Origin of the sequence: uncultured Campylobacter sp. (assembly GCF_938030145.1) — a bacterium.
Lineage (GTDB): Bacteria > Campylobacterota > Campylobacteria > Campylobacterales > Campylobacteraceae > Campylobacter_B.
On the sequence record NZ_CALHGM010000020.1, the window covers coordinates 1 to 17131 of the forward strand.

Here is a 17131-nt window from a genome sequence, read left to right on the forward strand (position 1 = left end):
CTAACCCCCGAAAACATCCCCGAAACTCTAAAAATCAAGGGCATTAGATATTTTATTTTTTAATATTGAATTAATATTAAAAAATATATAATTTTATGAAAATTTAAGTTTTTATTAATGATCTCTATAATAAAATTATGATCGTTAATTAAAGATTTAATGAAATTTAAATAAAATAACAGAAATAACGGCAGGTAGGAGCCTATGGATAATAACGATAAAAATACCCATATCAGAAAAGCCAACCCGCTAATATTGGGAATGCCTTCGGAGAGTAACATTAAGAAATTAAGCGTTTACGATCTAAAGGTAATAAATTTTTTGATAAAGATGCTTCGTTGGCTGATTAAGACAAGTGACGTCGCTCCTACGACAGATTATATTATCACGGAATTTGACTCCTTAAATTTTAAGCTTTTTTATCCCAACGATGATCCAAATTGGCGAAAGCGTTTTGAGAAATCATTACAAAAATTATCCCAAATTCAATACGTTTTACGCGACTATCAGGATGAATTTACCGGCAAATGGATCTCTTTTAAAGTTATAAATTTTATTCTGACACCTACTATAGGAAAGGATGGAATGGCTAAAGTTGGTTTTACGCGCGAATTTGTAACTGCCGGGCTTAAAAGATCCGATTACACTTTGTTAGAAATTCAAAGTATAAACGCCTTCAATAGCAAATATTCGCTACATTTTTACGAGCATATCATTAGCCATATTCAAAATTTTGCAAATTCCGCCTCAAGCAATGATTTTTATATTGAGCGCATAGAACTAGATGTCAAAGAGCTTTCGGCCATATTTGAATTTGATCTTGAAAAAAAAGAGTTGCCGGATGGCTTTAAAAAATTCCTAACGAAAAGCATAATGTTTAATAAAATCGTTCTACCCGAGCTAAAAGGCGTTTTAAACTTCGAGGATGTCGAAATTTTTTCAAAAGATATGCGAATAGCGTTTAAAGGGTTTGCGTCTGATTTTGTGGAAAAATTTAAAACCAGGAGCGAAACCGATATGGAACTAGCGCTGCGCTCGTTTAGTGAAAGTAATAAATTCCTTGAGCTTAACGGCGCACCGGAGGTTGAGATCTTTGATAAAGAGAAGCTAACCAGCGAAGTGCACTACAAGGTAAAAAAGATAGCAGAGTATGAGAGCTATCTAAAATTTATGCAAGAGTTAAGAAAATACTATGCCAACAGATCTTTGTTTTTCGGCCAAGACAAAACGAAAATAGCTAAAATTTTAGGTTTAGAAGAGGAGAGCTGCGATATAGTCATCACTAGCACGGGCAAATTTGTAGACAGGGAGAATAATTTTAGAGAATTTCTTCCTAGTAGAAGATTTGCTAAAGTGATTAGGCTGCTGTTTTCAAATGGGGGATATGAACGCATCATGAAAGAAATCGGGATCATAAAGCAGCGAAAATTTATGAAAGAGAGGGTTCTAGGCTCCGTAGGTTTCGCTTTTAGAAGAGGATTTTACAATTATCGGGTCAAAAGCGTAAAATTTGATGAAAAGGACGAAAAGTTTATGGTAATATTTTCGATCCAGGACAGCAGAGTTGAAAATGGCGGCGAGTTTATGGATAAACAATTTTTTGATTGTTATGAACAGTTTGAAAAGTTTTTAAGGGATGAAAGTGTAAAGTAACTTAATATATCTTACATTATCTTATATTAAGATAAAGCAAGATAAAATTACTTTTAAGCATCAACTAAAAAGAAAGGGTAAATTTTGGAAAAGCCGGTTCTAGATGAACGAACATTGCCTCTTGATATTCAGGAAAGAATAAGGGATCTGTTGGAATGTGAGTCTAAAAATGATACCTTACATTTGGATATTTATTGGGGCGAGCTTTACGGCTCTATAAACGCCTCGCAGCATGGCGGAGAAATTTCAAAAGAGCTCGCCGACTTTCTTAGAGAGAAATATTTAGGAATATAGATGCAAGAGATAGATTTTACGAACTGCAAGTGGAAAATCCGACAAAAAACTAAAGAGAACGAGCGTTGTAATAAAGAAGAAATGCGAGTTATCATAGCCGTTAGCGATAGAATGGGCTTCTATAATAACTTTGATAAAATTTTCGTTAAAGACAAGTCAATAGTAGAAAAAATTGAAAACTTTTTAAAAGAAAAATCGTATGCGTTTATGGAATACCCACACTATGAGGATATTTATTTTGATGAGAAGGCAAGCGGCGAGCTAACTATATACGGATACGAAAAAAGGGTTTTTCAAAAAGCATTTTTAAGAATAAACGACGAAATAGATGCTTATATCAAAACTCATATGCGGATGAGAGGTATAAAATTTTCAATAATAAAGATGTAAAATATCTTAATGTAACGTAAAGCACATTAGTTTAAGTTATATTAAGGTAAAGTAGGTTATAATACTTCAAATTTTTTAAAGTAAACGGATAGTAAAATACCGATGAATTTCAACAAGGAGAATGAAATGAAAAACACTAAAACGCTTCTAGGCGCACTTACATTGGCTGCTTTATTGGTAGGTTGCGGCGATGATACCGAGGTAAAGACCAAGGAATATTACGATATTCATCTAAATGAGGCTAAAGAGGTTTACGCAAAGTGCGATTTCAATACTTTAAAAGATGGAAGCAACTCTTATAAGAATTGCTTGAACGCTAAGGAAATCGTAGAATTTTATGCTGATCAAGAGAAAATGCTCGGTTCAGCAATCGTAAAAAGGCAAAGAGCCGAGAGGGGGCTTAAAGATTAATTTAGATGTAAAATAATAAAACATTATAAGAGAATTTTAATATTATTTCAATATTAAAATTTCTCTTATCTCATATACTTAAGTTCATTTTAATTTACTTTGTATTAAAATTATAAAGTAAATTAAAAATTTACGCTTTACTTCTCTAAAAAAGGAGTCTAAATGCACTTAGGCTTTTCAAATGTGTTTACTAACGAGAGCGCTAGTAAACTATCGTCTCAGATGGTTAAGCTATTTTTGATAGCTTTACTTTTTTCCGTAATTCCGGATAGTGCATTTGCTATCGGAGGTCTTAATAAAGCGACTAGCGCTCTAACAGAAGTTAGAACATGGGCTTATACCTTCGGCGGCGTTGCAATCGCGGTATGGGCTATTTTTGCGACTATCAAAGTAGCTTCGGGCGGTGCAGATTGGAAACAAGAGTTCTCAAAGCCCGCAATAGCACTTATAGCACTCATTTCAATTACGGAGATCGTCAACTACTTTATGCACAAATAAAAGGTAGAATATGAACGAGGAGCTCGTCTATAAGGCGATGACCAGACCCGCAACTATTGCGGGGGTGCCTATATTGCCTCTTATTTTTACCGTAGTGCCTCTGACGCTAATCTTTTTTGCTACAAATCGCTATTTGCTGATTTTTATCCCGGTCATAATTTGGGTTATGAAAGAGGTGACCAAAAAAGATGATAACGCTTTTAGGCTTATTATGCTCAAGATTAGGTTTTTCTCTAACCCTCTTAGCAGGTCATTTTATGGAGCAAAAGCTTATAATGCCAGTGCCTATGAGAAAAATAAAAACCTTGTAAATTTCGGCTATCCCAAGCTTACTCCGCTCAACGGGCTAAATCAAATTCCGCATATCGGCAGATACCTTCCGTATCAGACTTTGGTAAAGGATATAGTAATTACCAAGGATTTTGATTTTATGGCTACCTGGCAAGTTTCCGGTGTGCCGTTTGAGCTTGAAAACGAAATAGACATAGGCGTAAACAAGGATAATCTAAACAATTTCTTTCAGCAGTTTGCAGAAGAAAACGTATCGTTTTACTTTCACAACTGCAGGATGAATATATCCGAACGCTTTGATAGCAAATTTGACAATGAGTTTTTACAAAGTCTAAACGACAAATATTACGAGAGCTTTGAGGGTAGTAGTTTAAAGCAAAATAAGCTTTTCATTACGGTAATCTATTCGCCGATCGTAAGAGCGGATAAGGTAACGCTGAAGGGCGCTAAGCTAGAGGATAAGATCAAGCAACTCAATGCCGTCATATCCAGCTTTCGTCGTATCTGCCAAAACATAGACCAACGCCTGGGCGCTTTTAAGCCTACTCGTCTAACTACATACGAGAAAGATGGGGCTAAATTTTCATCGCAGCTCGAGTTTTATAACTTTTTAATAAGCGGCAAATTTCATCCCGTTAGAGTTCCAAAAGCTCCTATCTATTCGTATATCAGCGGAAATTTAAACGAGGTGATATTTTCCGCCCATACGATCCAACTAAAGCACAACACCGGGGAATCTACCTTTGCCAAAGCCATAGAAATCAAAGACTTTCCTAGCGTAAGCTTTACCGGTATCATCGATAAATTGATGTATGAGGACGTCAATTATATCATCACTCAAAGTTTTGTTCCGATCAATAAAAAGCTTGCCGGCGCCAAGATCAAGCTCCAAGAAAAAAGGCTCATCACGGCCGAGGACGACGCCATAAGTCAAATAGAGGATCTGGCGCTAGCCAGGGACGAACTTTCCAGCGGCGAGATAATATTTGGAGACTATCATTTTTCGTTACTTGTATTGAATGATGATAAGGATAAAATTGCTAAAGATGCTAATTTAATCTCTACTCGTCTTAATGAACAGGGTTTTATCTGCCAGGAGGCTAGTATTGCACTTCCTGCAACATATTTTGCGCAATTTCCTGCCAATTTCGGTATTAGGCCTAGAATTCATACCATATCCTCGGCAAATTATGCCAGTCTGATAGCTTTTCATAATTTTCCTGTAGGCAAACGTAACGGAAATCAATGGGGCGAGGCTATCACTATCTTTAAGACGCCGAATAAGCAGCCTTTTTATATGAATTTCCATCAAACCGATTATGATCGCAGTACTTTCGGAGATTTTTTACTCGGCAATACGCTCGTTCTTGGTCAATCAAGCGGTGGTAAGACGGTGCTTATGAATTTCTTGCTGGATCAACTTCATAAATTTAACAATAAAAGCACATTTCCTAGCGATATTCCGGATAATCGTAAAAAGGCGTTTTTCGTCTATCTCGATAAAGATAAAGGAGCGATGGGAAATATCATCTGCGCAGGTGGAAAATATATTACAATCAATGCCGGACAATCTACGGGATTTAATCCGTTTATGTGCGAGGCTACGCCTGAAAATAGGCGAAGATTGAAGGTATTGATGAAGATGCTGGCCACAAGAACCGGCAAAACTCTTACCACTATGGAGGAGGAAAATTTATTCATCGCGATCGATAGCGTGCTAGACCGGATACCCGATCCGAAAAAGAGGCGTTACGGTATGTCGCTTATGCTTCAAAGCTTGACCGAGAGCAGCAGCGATACAAACTCCGTAAAGTCTATTCTTAAAGCTTGGGCTCGAGGCGGGGAATACGATTGGGTATTCGACAACGAATACGACGAGTTAAATTTTAACGACGACAGCACCATACTTTACGGGATCGACGGAACGGATCTATTAAAGGATGACGAGATCAACTCTTTCGTAGCCTATTACATGCTATGGCGAATACTGGATTTAACAGACGGCCGCCGCTTTGTTCTTTTTGTAGACGAGGCTTGGAGCTGGATCAAAAACGAGACTGTGGCCAAAGAGGTTTACAATAAAGAAAAGACCATTCGTAAACAAAACGGCCTTTTGGTATTGGGTACGCAATCTGTCGAAGATCTGGCCAAGTCTAAATATGCGGCAGGAATAGTAGAGCAAAGCGAAACCGTATTATTGCTCTCAAATCCTAAAGCTTCTTTTGATGATTATGAAAAACTCAGCGTTACGGAAGAGGAATTTGCGTTTGTAAAGACTACTAGCCCTACTTTATATCGATTTATCATCAAAAAAGGGGTTGGTGAACGAGCTATCGCATCGATCGATCTAAGCTCCATAGGTAAAACCTATCTTAAAATTTTAACGACGGGTAGTGCCTATGTAGAAAAGATCGAAGAGATTAACGATGATCCGAATTTGGATTACAAAGGTAGGTTTGAGGCCATCAAAGCTATCTATGAAAAATCATAAGCACGCTGTGAGGGCGGCATGCCGCTCTTTAGGAAGTAACTAAAAATTTAAGGAGTAAGAAATGAGAGTTTCAATCGGTAAAGTAGTATCAAGCTTTATTGCCTCGGCAGCGCTATGCGCTAATATGTTCGCAACGGGAATTCCTGTTGCTGACGGAGCTGCAAATGCACAAATAACTAACCAAACTATACAGCAGGCAATGGAATTTGCCAAGGAAGCGAAGCGTTGGGTAGATACCACGTCGCACTATAAGGCAGAGTTAAAGGCCTATTCGGACGATATAGCCACTAAAATCGGCGCAAGAGACGCTATAAATTTCATCAATGAGATTCAGGATATATATAAAAACGCAAAGGATCTCGGTACCTCGATAGATAGTATCGGCGAGGATTTTTCTAATGTTTCGAAGCTCGATAAACAAGCGGATAAGCTTTTTAAAAAATATTTTAAGACAAATCCTTGTAGTGATATAGAAAATATTACCGATAAAAACGTGTGCGAAATGCAAGCCAGACAGGTATTTAAAGATACCATTATGATAGAGAGCAGCAGTGCTAGAATTTCTACTTACTCGGATCAGCTTAATAGGATTGCCAAGCAGATGAAGAGCACCGCAAATAGTAGCGATATCAAATCATCCGCGGATTATGCCAATTCCATAGCTTTGATTACGGCTCAAATTCAGGCCGAAAAAACACAAATTGAGCTTACTTTGGCTAATATGGATAGACAAAAAGAAATCCAGAAAAGAAAAGTTTTTGAAAAAGATCAAAAAAATATTTTAGGTGGATTGCCACAAGAAATTTTTGATAATCATTAGAAGGGATAAAAAGTGGCTGATGCGATTTCTATTACAAGAGATATACAAAATGTAATAAGGGAAGCCGGAACATTTTTGGAAAATACTTTAAAGAACGAATACGGCGCAAGCGCAAATATCGTTGAAAAAGCATTAAGTACTACAGGAAATTTTTTAGCTGCTTATTTGTCATTATGGCTTATGTTCGAAACTTACAAAATGCTATATGGCAAGGGGGAACAAACTATTGGCGGGTTTTTATGGGTAGCCTTTATTAAATTTATTTTTATTTTATTGGCACTAAATATTTCCAGTTGGGCTAATTTGGTCTATGAAAGTATAAGTGGCATAAGAGATTATGCTAAAACAGCGTTTGGTGGTGCATTTTCTCCTTTTGACAATTTTTCTAATTTCGCTGGTTATATAGGCAATATAGCGAATAATATATTAATAAATACGTCCTGGTGGACGCCAGGAAATAATATGGGCTTTTTTATTTTAGCTTTATTGTGCTTGGTGGGATTATTCATGGCTGCTTATCCATTTTTAAAAATAATGATTATAAACTATTTATCATTTTTAATTTTAATGGTTTTGGCACCATTAGCTTTTTATTTTTTGATTTTTGGAATGACTAAAAATAGCTTTAAACAATGGTTGCAGATGGTTTTGGCGAATATTTTAACTTTGTTGATTTTTTCATTTCTTTTATCGAAGATTTTACAATGGGCTAGTACTTTCCTTAATCCAATATCAGATCATGTTGCTAAAGAAGGTTCTCTATCTGCGACCATAACGGTTATACTTTTTTGTATTATGGTCAATATATTTTGCTCACTCGCTAGTGCTCTTGCTGAAAAACTTGCCGGAATATCTTTCGAGGGGGTAGTAAACTCATCAGCAGGGAGAGCCATGGGGCTAGCGGGGAGTACTCTCGCAATTCCTATAGGTATGGGTGCGTTAGCAGCTCGCGGCGGTCTAGTCGCTTCTAAATTTACAAAACCTATCAGTGCTAAAAATTCTCCTATTTTAAGGGGGGCACAAAAGGCTATAGGAGCACTTAAAAACAAATCTAAATTGGGTTCTAAATGAGGATAAACCATGCTCAAAACTCTTAAATTTTATGCAGTCTTGATACTAGCTGGCCTGCTTCTTTGCGGCTGTGCCAATCGCAAAAATGCGAATTTAAAAGGTAACGAAGCTTTTTTCAGCTCTCAGGATAAAGCTAATAGGGCCGAAGTAAAAAACAATAAGAAATGGAGTGAGTTGTTCGACAGCGACGAATGGCAGCCCGTCAATAACAGCTCAGACGTAAACAAATTGGTAATTTGAAAAAAAGGTAAATATTTGTGAAAAACCCTAAGATTGAAAACAATGACGAGGCCTCGGCAATAAGCTATGAAGCATCCATAAGATACCTGGTAGAAAAGTCTAACAGGCGCGCCTGGACGGTAGCTTTCATATTTGCGGCTATAGCCATTATCGCAGTAGTCGCGGTTATAATGTTAACTCCCCTAAAGACCGTAGAGCCTTATGTGATTAGGGTAGATAATGCCGGAATGGTAGACATCATTACGACTGTAAAAACAGAAGACCTCACTCAAAACGAAGCGCTGGATAAATATTTCATCTCCCAATACGTAAAAGCTAGAGAGGGGTATTACTACAATATCCTAAATCAGGATTATTTGCTAGTGCAGATGCTATCTACGCCGGAGATCGCGGAGCTTTATCGTAAAATTTACGAGGGTAAGAGCGCGCGCCAAGAAGCTTTAAAGAACGATAATGAGGTCTCTATCGATATTAAAAGCGTAGTTTTGGGCGAGAGCGCCGGCGCCAAGACGGCTACTATCCGTTTTGATGCGACGACGAGAAAAACTGGAGCTCAGCCTCAAATTTTAGGTACCGCAGCCAAAATAGTTACGTTAAGCTATGATTACTACCCAGATAACCCGCAAAGCGAAGAGGAGCGGCTTAAAAATCCATTGGGTTTTAAAGTCACGGCCTACCGAATAGACGATGAAATAATTAGATAAGGAAGCATATGAAAATTTTACCCGCGTTAGTTTTATCGGCATTAGCGCTTAGTTTAGGCGCTCTAGAAATACCCAAATCGTCAAAATTCGACAAGAGAATAACCTACGCAAGTTATAACGCTGATGACGTATTTTTGATTAAGGTTCGCAGCGGCTATGTTTCGATGCTAAAATTTAGCGAGGACGAGCGCATAGTAAATATCGCAAGCGGCTTTTCAAACGGCTGGGATCTGGCCGAGAAAGATAACTTTCTTTTTATAAAGGCGAAACCTTATGCCGTAGATGCGAAAGAACAGCAAACGATGTTTGACGAAAGCGGCGAAGCGGTAGAATTTGAAGGGGCTTCCGTCATTCAACCAAATCCCGAAGACTGGAAGACGAATTTAATCGTAACGACTACAAAGCGCGTTTACGTATTCGATCTGCAGCTGGAGGAAGAAAACTCCAAAACCAACGTGAATTATAAGGTTGATTTTGTTTATCCTAGCGAGATAAAAAGAGAGAAAGAGGCGAAGAAGATAGCTCAAATTTTAGCGGATCAACAAGCGACCGAAAAAGCCGCGCTAAATGACGAAATTCAAAAGGTAAACGTACCTAGAAATTGGAATTTCGTAATGCACGTAAACAAAGGAAGCGATACTATAGCGCCCGATTTCGCATATGACGACGGTATTTTTACCTATTTGGGCTTTAATTCCACCAAGACTATTCCTAGTGTATTTCTTTTTGACGAGGCGAATAAAGAAAGCATACTAAATACCCATCAAAACAAAAATGGCAGATATGATGTTTTGGTAATCCATAAAACCGCCGAAAAGATACTGCTTCGAAGCGGGAATAAGCTTGTAGGTATCGTAAATCAAGGATATGGCAAAAATCCGCTCGATAGAACTTACGATACTACCAAACAAAGCGTAAAGAGGGAGATTTTAGAATGAGCGAAGAGCACAACACTCAAAACGAAGATCTACAGCGCGAGGCGGTGGAGCTCAAAGACGAGCAGTTTAAAACCAGGCGTATGCAAATTTACGCCGTAATATTTATGACGGTCGTAATAGCTATATTTTTAGGTTTTAGAGCCCTAAGCGGCTTTATAAACGGCTTTTCAAGCGATGAAACCGAGAAAAAAACTATCGCTACTAACGTGCAAAAGGGCGATCTGCAATATAGCAATAATAAGCAAGACATAAAAGAGCTGCCTAAACTTCCCGAATCAACCGATACTACTAGCGTGCGCGACTTTATCAATGAAAACACCGGAGCAAACGAAAATTCAAGCCCCTTCGCTCCGGCTGCCGCTAGAAATCAAATTAAGCCTAAAGTTTATAAAAATTCCGGTGCTATTTTAGTGCCTACAAGTTCCGAACCCTCTTTCGATGCTAATCAAAGCGAGTCCGAGCCTGATCCGTTAAGCAGCGGCGAATATACGCTCGATGCTAAAGGAAAACTTGTCAAAAAGACGGAATTTGATATAACGGAGGAGGGCTATTCGGAAGGTACTTTCGAGGCGAAGGCCGCTAAGAAAAGCAAATTCGATCCGAACCTGCTTCTGCTTAAAGGTACCTATATAGGCTGCTCGCTGGATACACGTTTAGTATCGAGTATCCAAGGCGGCGTAGCCTGCACCGTTAGCGAAGACGTTTACTCTGCCAATGGAGTTACCCTTTTGATCGAAAAAGGCTCACATATTACCGGATATTTCAATAGCGGCCAAATGAATGACGGGCTAAATAGGATTTTCGTAGTTTGGCAAGAGATCCGTACGCCAAACGGAGTTATTATCCCGGTTTATAGCGGCGCCAGCGACTCTTTAGGCGGTAGCGGTATAGAGGGATACGTCGATCACCATTGGCTTGAAAGATTTGGTGCGGCCATACTGCTTAGCGTAATAGACGATGCCGTAAATGTAGGCCTAAATGGCGGTAGCGGCACCAGAAGCAACGAAAACAGAGATTATACGGAAAATACTCGCGAAGCGACTCAACAAATGGCCAATACCGCGCTTGAGAAATTTATTAATATCGAACCTACATTATACAAAAACCAGGGCGATCTGGTAGGCGTTTATGTCAATCGAGACATCGATTTTAGCAAGGTATATCAACTCAGGGTAAGAAAAAATGGGCGAAAAAGAGCAATACGCTAACGAAACGGAAAAAGCTAGAGCTATCGTAAATGCCACCATGGCCGAATTCGGTCTTACGGCGGCAAAAGAAGTCGATACCGATATTGCCGCGACTCCGGATTCTGGCGAGCAAAAAAAAGAGACCAAGCTTCTGCCTGATGCCCCTGTGCCGCCAATAGAAGAAACCGCTGCCGCCCACTCCTCTCCGCAAGCGCATGAAGTAGCGGTAAGCAAGGAGCAAGAGGAAGAGGAGTTTATAGCAAAATCGCAGATGCTAGACATCGTTACGAGCGAGCTTTTTGGAAAATATCTTAAGGACGACTCCATAAATGAAATTTGCCTAAACGGCAACGGGACGCTTTTTTGTGAAGATGTATTCGGAAATTGGACGCAAGAGCACAGATCTATTAGCTATGACGAAGGGATCTCTTTTGCAAAGGCTTTAGGAGCATTCAACAATACGGATATAAATAAGTCCGAGCCTATGCTTGATGCGACGCTTCACACAGGAGAGCGCGTTCATATCAATATCCCGCCTGTAGTTAAGGACAATCAGGTCTCTATTGTAATCAGAAAGCCTAGCAAAGTGCATTATAGCCTCGATGATTACGTGGCCAATCAGGCCTTAGATCAACATACCGCAGAGCTATTAAAAGAGGCGGTTAGAGAGGGTAAAAATTTAGTCATCTGCGGCGAAACGGGTAGCGGTAAGACTACTTTTATGAAGACTTTAATCGATTTTATACCACTTAGCGAGCGTATTATAACGATCGAAGATACCTCCGAGATCACCTTTACGAAGCACAAGGACGTAGAACAGATGTTTTACGACAGCGACGCCAAAGACGGAGACGCCGTAACTTCGGCTACGCTTCTAAAAGCATGCTTGCGTATGAAGCCAAACCGCATAATATTGGCCGAATTAAGGGGCGGCGAGACTTATGATTTTCTCAATGTTATATCCAGCGGCCATAACGGAACTATGACCTCTTGCCATGCAGGAAGCGTAGCTAGTTGTTTTAATAGATTGGTGATGATGGCCATGCAAAATTTACAGGCTCGCGCTGCCGGCAAAGATCTGATTATGCAGATCGCAAAGGACGTAATCGATACGGTAGTGGTGTTTAAGCGCGAAGATCTAACGCCCGATAAAAAGGTGCGACATATCGTAGAGATGCTGCATGACGGCAAGCTCTATAAGCGCGATAAAGATGGAAATTTTAAGGAAGACGCGCTATGAAATTATCAAAGCCCCTGATCATTTTATTGTCTATCTACGTGCTTATAGGCACTTACTTTCTAACTGGAGTAGTAGATATAGCTTTAAATGGCAAGATTCTTAAGCTAAGCAAATACTATAACGCCAGCTTTACCTTTAAAGGGCTGATAAACGGTTATCCTAAAATTTATGAGTCGCTTGCGATAAGCTTTGCAGTCTGCGTAGCTTTTATAGCGGTAATTCTGCTGCTACCGAAGAAAGAAAAATTATATGGAGACGCTAAATTTGCCACTGCTGCCGATATTGCAAAAAGAAAACTTTACGGCAACGACGGGATCATAATCGGAAAATACAATGGCAAGCTGCTTCGCTTCCCGGGCCAGCAATTCGTATCCCTTGCCGCCGCTACGCGAGGAGGAAAGGGTGTCAGCGTCGTAATTCCAAATTTAATGGATTGGCAGCAAAGCGCCGTCGTGCAGGATATCAAACAGGAGTGCTTCGATTTTACGAGCAGGTACCGCAAAGAGGTTTTAGGCCAGGATGTTTATCTATTCAACCCTTTTTCTAGTAAAACTCATCGCTATAACCCCTTGACCTATTTTGATATAAATTCCCCCGAGGCCGATAACACGTTAAATAGCCTTGCCAATATATTCTTTCCGCCTCCGGTATCGGGCGATCCGCTGTGGTCGCAGCTATCTCAAGATCTATTTGTCGGTATCGCCTATCTACTAGGAGAGCTTATCTCTACAAGATTGGGGATCGCTTTTTTAAATTCGAAGAAAATTGATTTGGATCTGACATTTTACGATATTTTAAGATTCTCTATTTTAGGTTTAGATACTCAAATAGAGGAAGAAGGTAGTGACGGAGAGATCATCAGTGTTAAGCTTGATACTCTTGATAGCAGTTATACATTTCTGGAACAATGCGGCCTTATTAGTGATAAGGTAAGAATTCGTATGAAAGCCTATGTCGAAACCGAACGCAAGATGAAAAATAGCGTTTTAAAATCTTTTCAAGGCCCTCTTAAGATGTTTCAATCAGATTATATGAGGTTTGCTACCAGCGGCAACGACTTTGATTTTAGAGATCTACGCAAAAAGAAAATGACGATTTATGTAGGCGTTACGCCTGACAATCTACCTATTGCCAAACCTATCCTTAATGTCTTTTGGCAACAGCTATTTACCGTAAATACCAAAGAACTTCCGCAAGCAAATCCGGATCTAAAGTATAAAGTGCTACTTATGATGGATGAATTTTCCGCTATAGGGTATCTGTCGATTTATCTCAAATCTATTGCGTTTATAGCCGGATATAATCTGCGCAGCGTTATGATCTATCAAAACACTTCGCAGCTAGAGATAGCCCAACCCGATGGATATGGGCAACATGGCGCAAAAACTCTGCTATCAAACCATGCTTGTCGAATTTATTTTACTCCGGATACTCAAGAGGATGCGAAGGCCATAAGTGAATCGCTTGGAACCAAGACTGTTCGCAACAGATCAAAATCATTCGGTAAAGGAAGCGGCGGCGGTAGCGAAAGTGACGCCAGCAGAGCCCTTATGTTGCCGCAAGAGCTTATGGATATGCCTTTTGAAGACGAGCTTATTCGTATTGCGGGCGGCGGCCGCTTTATAAAATGTAAAAAGGCCTTTTATTATAATGATCCGTATTTCATCGATAAATTTAAAAGTATTTCGCCTACGTTAAGAAAATCAAAACAGCCTAGTGAAGATGATTATAAGCTTGCCGCACAGCTAAGAGAAACGAATATCGAGATCCCTGAGCAAAGTTTGGAACAAAACAAAAAAGATCGCGATGCGCGTATTGCGGCAACTTTTGAAAGAATTATCCAAGAGGACAAGGCAAAAGGAGTTGTTTATGACGATGAAGAGGAAGATTATGATGAAGAATTTGCATAAAGGAGTAAATTTGAAAAATGGTGTTATATCGTTAATAGCCGGTTCGGTCTTATTAAGCGGTTGTTCCAAACCGCCGGAGCCGGTAGTTTTAGATGGAACGGAAGCCGTTACGATAAATCAGGAGCTTATAGCGGAGCATTCTAAAAGCGTGCCTAAAGATCCTTTTTTAAAGCAGGTTGATTGGACTTACAATATGTATTTCCATAAGCAGGGCGACAGGTTTATTGCGGACGATGATGTCGTAAAAGCATTTTACCTGGCACATAATGCCGATAGAATGATCATTATAGGAAATTCCGACATTACCGGGCAGTATAAAGAGTATTTTTTAAGAAATGGAGTGGAAGCCGATATAGAGCTTCATCCTATCTACATGGTCAATCATTCAAAAGAGACAGTTAACGTGCTTTTTTTTCATAAAAAGACGAAAGGATAAAAGATGAAAAAGCTAAATTTGTTTTTAGTCGGTTGCATGTTTTCGGCGGTTTCTGTATTTGCCGAAGCAGCGGATCAACTCGAGTTGCTTCAGGGCGATAAAAGGCTCGCATGCGAAGCTATTTTGTGTCTAAGTAGCTCCGAAAAGCCGGCCGAATGTAAGCCTAGCTTGCATAGGTATTTTAGCATTAAAGCTAAAAAGTGGAAAAATACGCTGAAGGCAAGAAATAACTTTTTAAAGCTTTGCCCGATGGGAGAAGAAGGGGAGAAAGACGAGCAATTTACGAAGCTAAGAGATGAAATTCTAACCAATCTCAACAACCCTTGCGATGTTAATAACCTAAATTCCAATATCGAATATACAAACGACAAAGGCAAATATCTTAATCAAAAGAATATTACGGCTAAATTTGCCAGGGTAAGTCCGGAACTGGAGGGTGCTTGCGCAGCTCTAGCAAGCTCGGCCTACACCAACATAAGGCCGAAGTATGTATGTGAGCAAACGTTTTGGCCGATAGCGGATTGGAACAGAGGCTATAGCTTAAGGCTCGTAGATAAGAATATCTACGATGCGATGAAGGCCAAAAATCCTAGCCTAGTCGAGATGATAATCGAGAAGGATGAGCTGGGCGGCGGCGATAAGTTAAAAAATCATCAGCCTAAAGTTAGGTACTACGTCAAAGAGCCTATCAAAAAAGATTGTTGGGTTTTACAGTAATGCAGACGCAAGAGCAAGAGCCGTTCATCCCTGAGGGGATGGACGAGCCCATATTGATCAAAGACATAGAAGAGCTACCGGACGATATGAGCGACGAAGAAAACGAAATAATTCAAAATTTAGCCGAAACGGATGATATTCGGCCACAAGAAAGTGAAGATGAATTAAAGACGCAGCCCGATTTGTTTGCCTCTATGCCTATTTTACAGGCCGAGACCCCCGAATTAAAAACATATATAAAAGGTGAGACGGATAAGATATTAGCGCAATTCAAAAAAATCGGAATAGTTATAGAGCGCGGCGAAAATAGGCGCGATATCGTAGATTATAGCAAAACGGTAGGCGAATTTAGACTTTTAGTACAAGAATCAGAGAATATTTGCGAAGGCCTACAGGTGCGATTTAAAAATAACGAGGAGCTATGCGCGGTTCTAAAATCGCTAAAAGATACCAATATTGCAATTAAAAACTATTTTGATACCATTATGAACTTCTTTATACAGGCTCCGTCTAAGGAGTTTTTGCAATTAACCAATCAAAATTTACTGATAAAAAGCGTTTATGCCAATATTAAAGATTTCGTAGAGAGTTACGAAAAGTTAAATTTAAAAACCAGGTTTGAGAACCAGGAAAAAGAGCTCAATGAAAATTTAAATACGATTCAAAATTTTAATAATACTATAGAAAAAAGGCTCGAAAATATCGCCTCTCAATACGATATTTTCGGCAAAAACATTATCGAAAACCAGCAAAAGCATCTACAAGGCGTAGACGAGCAGCTGGAGCTATACCACAATAAACTGACCGAGCAAAAAGAAGCAATCGAAAGATCAAAAAAATTTATTAATTGGGGGGTGAGAGGGGCAGCAATAGCTTTAGTTTTGCTTTTATTAGCAGGGGTAGGTCTTGGTGCGTTTATCTACTTTGAGAACCAAACGCTTACAAGCATGAAAGCTGATATCCAACGATTAGGCGGAGTGGATCTGATAGAAAAACGAAACGAATTCGTATTCGAGTTCCATTCAGACGCTAAATTTGTAGATGACGGCGATACTAAGATGATAATCTTAAAAAAACAGAAATAACTTTGAAAGGAAAAAATAATGGCACCTATAAAATCTATGGCCGATGATCAAGAGTTCAAGACTAGCAAGGTTTTCGTGTCAAAAACGGAGCTTCCTGACAAAAACAAAACCCTAGTGGGATTTGGGATAGACGAGGAATATGTAAATGAAGCGGGAAAGACTGTAAAGCCTACCGCTAGATCCGTGATGTCGAAACTAGCACAGATTAACGCTCTTTTAAGCGCAGTGGAATCAAAAATTCCTATCACCGTAAATGCAAAAGACGAAAACGATAAGGATGTTTATCTTAAGGCTGATCTTTGGTCGCAATCCAGGATTAGCTCAAGGGGGTTAGCCTATAGAGATTATAAAATGAAAATAGAGTTGCAGCCGGAAATTAGAAATAAGGCCGGGGAACTAATGCAAGACGCTCAAGTTCTATACGCAACAAAAAGGGAGGGTGGATATGCATTCGATAAAAACAATGATACCAGCCTCATAAATAAATTTGGCGCAATGTGCGCCAAGGGGGTTTCATACAATCTAAGCGCTCATAATAATAGCACGTTGCAAAAATACCCTAAGCTCATGCAGCTGATCGATGGGATAGAAAAATTTGCCAATGTAGAAATCGGCTATATAAAACAACAAGGAACCATAGTTAAATCAATAGCTCCGATTAGTGTAGACAAGGACGGAACACAAAAAGAGGGCGAAAGCAAGCTTGTAGATTTAGCAAAAGGTGGTATCAAAGATATGGAGCGCGAAATTTAATC

18 protein-coding genes are annotated in these 17131 nt (G+C 39.4%); all 18 read left to right on the plus strand.

What is annotated here, in order from left to right; translation table 11 throughout:
* The first annotated feature begins 204 nt into the window (after window positions 1-204).
* On the plus strand, window positions 205-1653 hold the full coding sequence (locus tag Q0323_RS04320) for a RepB family plasmid replication initiator protein (RefSeq protein ID WP_298051871.1): 1449 nt from the start codon (window positions 205-207) through the stop codon (window positions 1651-1653).
* Between the two features lie 84 nt (window positions 1654-1737).
* Window positions 1738-1947 carry a hypothetical protein gene (locus Q0323_RS04325; protein WP_297879873.1) on the plus strand — a complete coding sequence of 70 codons (210 nt, stop codon included), beginning with the start codon at window positions 1738-1740 and terminating at the stop codon, window positions 1945-1947.
* Window positions 1948-2337, plus strand: a complete 390-nt coding sequence (locus Q0323_RS04330) for a hypothetical protein (RefSeq protein ID WP_298051873.1) — start codon at window positions 1948-1950, stop codon at window positions 2335-2337.
* A gap of 126 nt (window positions 2338-2463) precedes the next feature.
* On the plus strand, window positions 2464-2748 hold the full coding sequence (locus Q0323_RS04335; protein WP_298051876.1) for an EexN family lipoprotein: 285 nt from the start codon (window positions 2464-2466) through the stop codon (window positions 2746-2748).
* A 162-nt stretch (window positions 2749-2910) separates the two neighbouring features.
* Entirely contained in the window at window positions 2911-3246 is a 336-nt protein-coding gene (locus Q0323_RS04340; protein ID WP_298051878.1) for a hypothetical protein, read from the plus strand.
* A 10-nt stretch (window positions 3247-3256) separates the two neighbouring features.
* Window positions 3257-6028: a VirB3 family type IV secretion system protein gene (locus tag Q0323_RS04345; RefSeq protein ID WP_298051881.1), complete on the plus strand. Its 2772-nt coding sequence runs from the start codon at window positions 3257-3259 to the stop codon at window positions 6026-6028.
* A 61-nt stretch (window positions 6029-6089) separates the two neighbouring features.
* Window positions 6090-6848 (plus strand): type IV secretion system protein, encoded by a 759-nt coding sequence (locus Q0323_RS04350; protein WP_298051885.1) that lies wholly within the window; start codon window positions 6090-6092, stop codon window positions 6846-6848.
* Window positions 6849-6860: 12 nt separating this feature from the next.
* Window positions 6861-7919 carry a type IV secretion system protein gene (locus tag Q0323_RS04355; protein WP_298051887.1) on the plus strand — a complete coding sequence of 353 codons (1059 nt, stop codon included), beginning with the start codon at window positions 6861-6863 and terminating at the stop codon, window positions 7917-7919.
* Window positions 7920-7928: 9 nt separating this feature from the next.
* On the plus strand, window positions 7929-8159 hold the full coding sequence (locus Q0323_RS04360; protein WP_297881601.1) for a hypothetical protein: 231 nt from the start codon (window positions 7929-7931) through the stop codon (window positions 8157-8159).
* A 17-nt stretch (window positions 8160-8176) separates the two neighbouring features.
* Entirely contained in the window at window positions 8177-8863 is a 687-nt protein-coding gene (locus Q0323_RS04365; RefSeq protein ID WP_297881599.1) for a virB8 family protein, read from the plus strand.
* An 8-nt stretch (window positions 8864-8871) separates the two neighbouring features.
* Window positions 8872-9801 (plus strand): P-type conjugative transfer protein VirB9, encoded by a 930-nt coding sequence (gene virB9 / locus Q0323_RS04370; RefSeq protein ID WP_298051890.1) that lies wholly within the window; start codon window positions 8872-8874, stop codon window positions 9799-9801.
* Window positions 9798-11009: a type IV secretion system protein VirB10 gene (gene virB10, locus Q0323_RS04375; protein ID WP_298051892.1), complete on the plus strand. Its 1212-nt coding sequence runs from the start codon at window positions 9798-9800 to the stop codon at window positions 11007-11009. The genes virB9 and virB10 overlap by 4 nt, the downstream gene beginning before the upstream one ends.
* On the plus strand, window positions 10984-12228 hold the full coding sequence (locus tag Q0323_RS04380; protein ID WP_298051895.1) for an ATPase, T2SS/T4P/T4SS family: 1245 nt from the start codon (window positions 10984-10986) through the stop codon (window positions 12226-12228). Before virB10 ends, Q0323_RS04380 begins: the two co-directional genes overlap by 26 nt.
* On the plus strand, window positions 12225-14138 hold the full coding sequence (locus tag Q0323_RS04385; RefSeq protein WP_298051897.1) for a type IV secretory system conjugative DNA transfer family protein: 1914 nt from the start codon (window positions 12225-12227) through the stop codon (window positions 14136-14138). The genes Q0323_RS04380 and Q0323_RS04385 overlap by 4 nt, the downstream gene beginning before the upstream one ends.
* A 10-nt stretch (window positions 14139-14148) precedes the next feature.
* On the plus strand, window positions 14149-14574 hold the full coding sequence (locus Q0323_RS04390; protein ID WP_298051899.1) for a cag pathogenicity island Cag12 family protein: 426 nt from the start codon (window positions 14149-14151) through the stop codon (window positions 14572-14574).
* Between the two features lie 3 nt (window positions 14575-14577).
* Window positions 14578-15291, plus strand: a complete 714-nt coding sequence (locus Q0323_RS04395; RefSeq protein WP_298051902.1) for a TrbM/KikA/MpfK family conjugal transfer protein — start codon at window positions 14578-14580, stop codon at window positions 15289-15291.
* Entirely contained in the window at window positions 15276-16376 is a 1101-nt protein-coding gene (locus Q0323_RS04400) for a hypothetical protein (RefSeq protein ID WP_298051906.1), read from the plus strand. Before Q0323_RS04395 ends, Q0323_RS04400 begins: the two co-directional genes overlap by 16 nt.
* Before the next feature lie 36 nt (window positions 16377-16412).
* On the plus strand, window positions 16413-17129 hold the full coding sequence (locus Q0323_RS04405; protein ID WP_298051908.1) for a hypothetical protein: 717 nt from the start codon (window positions 16413-16415) through the stop codon (window positions 17127-17129).
* Window positions 17130-17131 lie beyond the last annotated feature (2 nt).

Excerpts from the sequence above, each read along its gene's own strand:
- Q0323_RS04395 (WP_298051902.1), top strand. The coding sequence starts at position 14,578 with ATGAAAAAGCTAAATTTGTTTTTAGTCGGTTGCATGTTTTCGGCGGTT.
- Q0323_RS04380 (WP_298051895.1), top strand. The coding sequence starts at position 10,984 with ATGGGCGAAAAAGAGCAATACGCTAACGAAACGGAAAAAGCTAGAGCT.
- Q0323_RS04350 (WP_298051885.1), top strand. The coding sequence starts at position 6,090 with ATGAGAGTTTCAATCGGTAAAGTAGTATCAAGCTTTATTGCCTCGGCA.
- Q0323_RS04330 (WP_298051873.1), top strand. The coding sequence starts at position 1,948 with ATGCAAGAGATAGATTTTACGAACTGCAAGTGGAAAATCCGACAAAAA.
- Q0323_RS04360 (WP_297881601.1), top strand. The coding sequence starts at position 7,929 with ATGCTCAAAACTCTTAAATTTTATGCAGTCTTGATACTAGCTGGCCTG.
- Q0323_RS04405 (WP_298051908.1), top strand. The coding sequence starts at position 16,413 with ATGGCCGATGATCAAGAGTTCAAGACTAGCAAGGTTTTCGTGTCAAAA.
- virB9 (WP_298051890.1), top strand. The coding sequence starts at position 8,872 with ATGAAAATTTTACCCGCGTTAGTTTTATCGGCATTAGCGCTTAGTTTA.
- Q0323_RS04340 (WP_298051878.1), top strand. The coding sequence starts at position 2,911 with ATGCACTTAGGCTTTTCAAATGTGTTTACTAACGAGAGCGCTAGTAAA.
- virB10 (WP_298051892.1), top strand. The coding sequence starts at position 9,798 with ATGAGCGAAGAGCACAACACTCAAAACGAAGATCTACAGCGCGAGGCG.
- Q0323_RS04320 (WP_298051871.1), top strand. The coding sequence starts at position 205 with ATGGATAATAACGATAAAAATACCCATATCAGAAAAGCCAACCCGCTA.
- Q0323_RS04385 (WP_298051897.1), top strand. The coding sequence starts at position 12,225 with ATGAAATTATCAAAGCCCCTGATCATTTTATTGTCTATCTACGTGCTT.
- Q0323_RS04345 (WP_298051881.1), top strand. The coding sequence starts at position 3,257 with ATGAACGAGGAGCTCGTCTATAAGGCGATGACCAGACCCGCAACTATT.
- Q0323_RS04335 (WP_298051876.1), top strand. The coding sequence starts at position 2,464 with ATGAAAAACACTAAAACGCTTCTAGGCGCACTTACATTGGCTGCTTTA.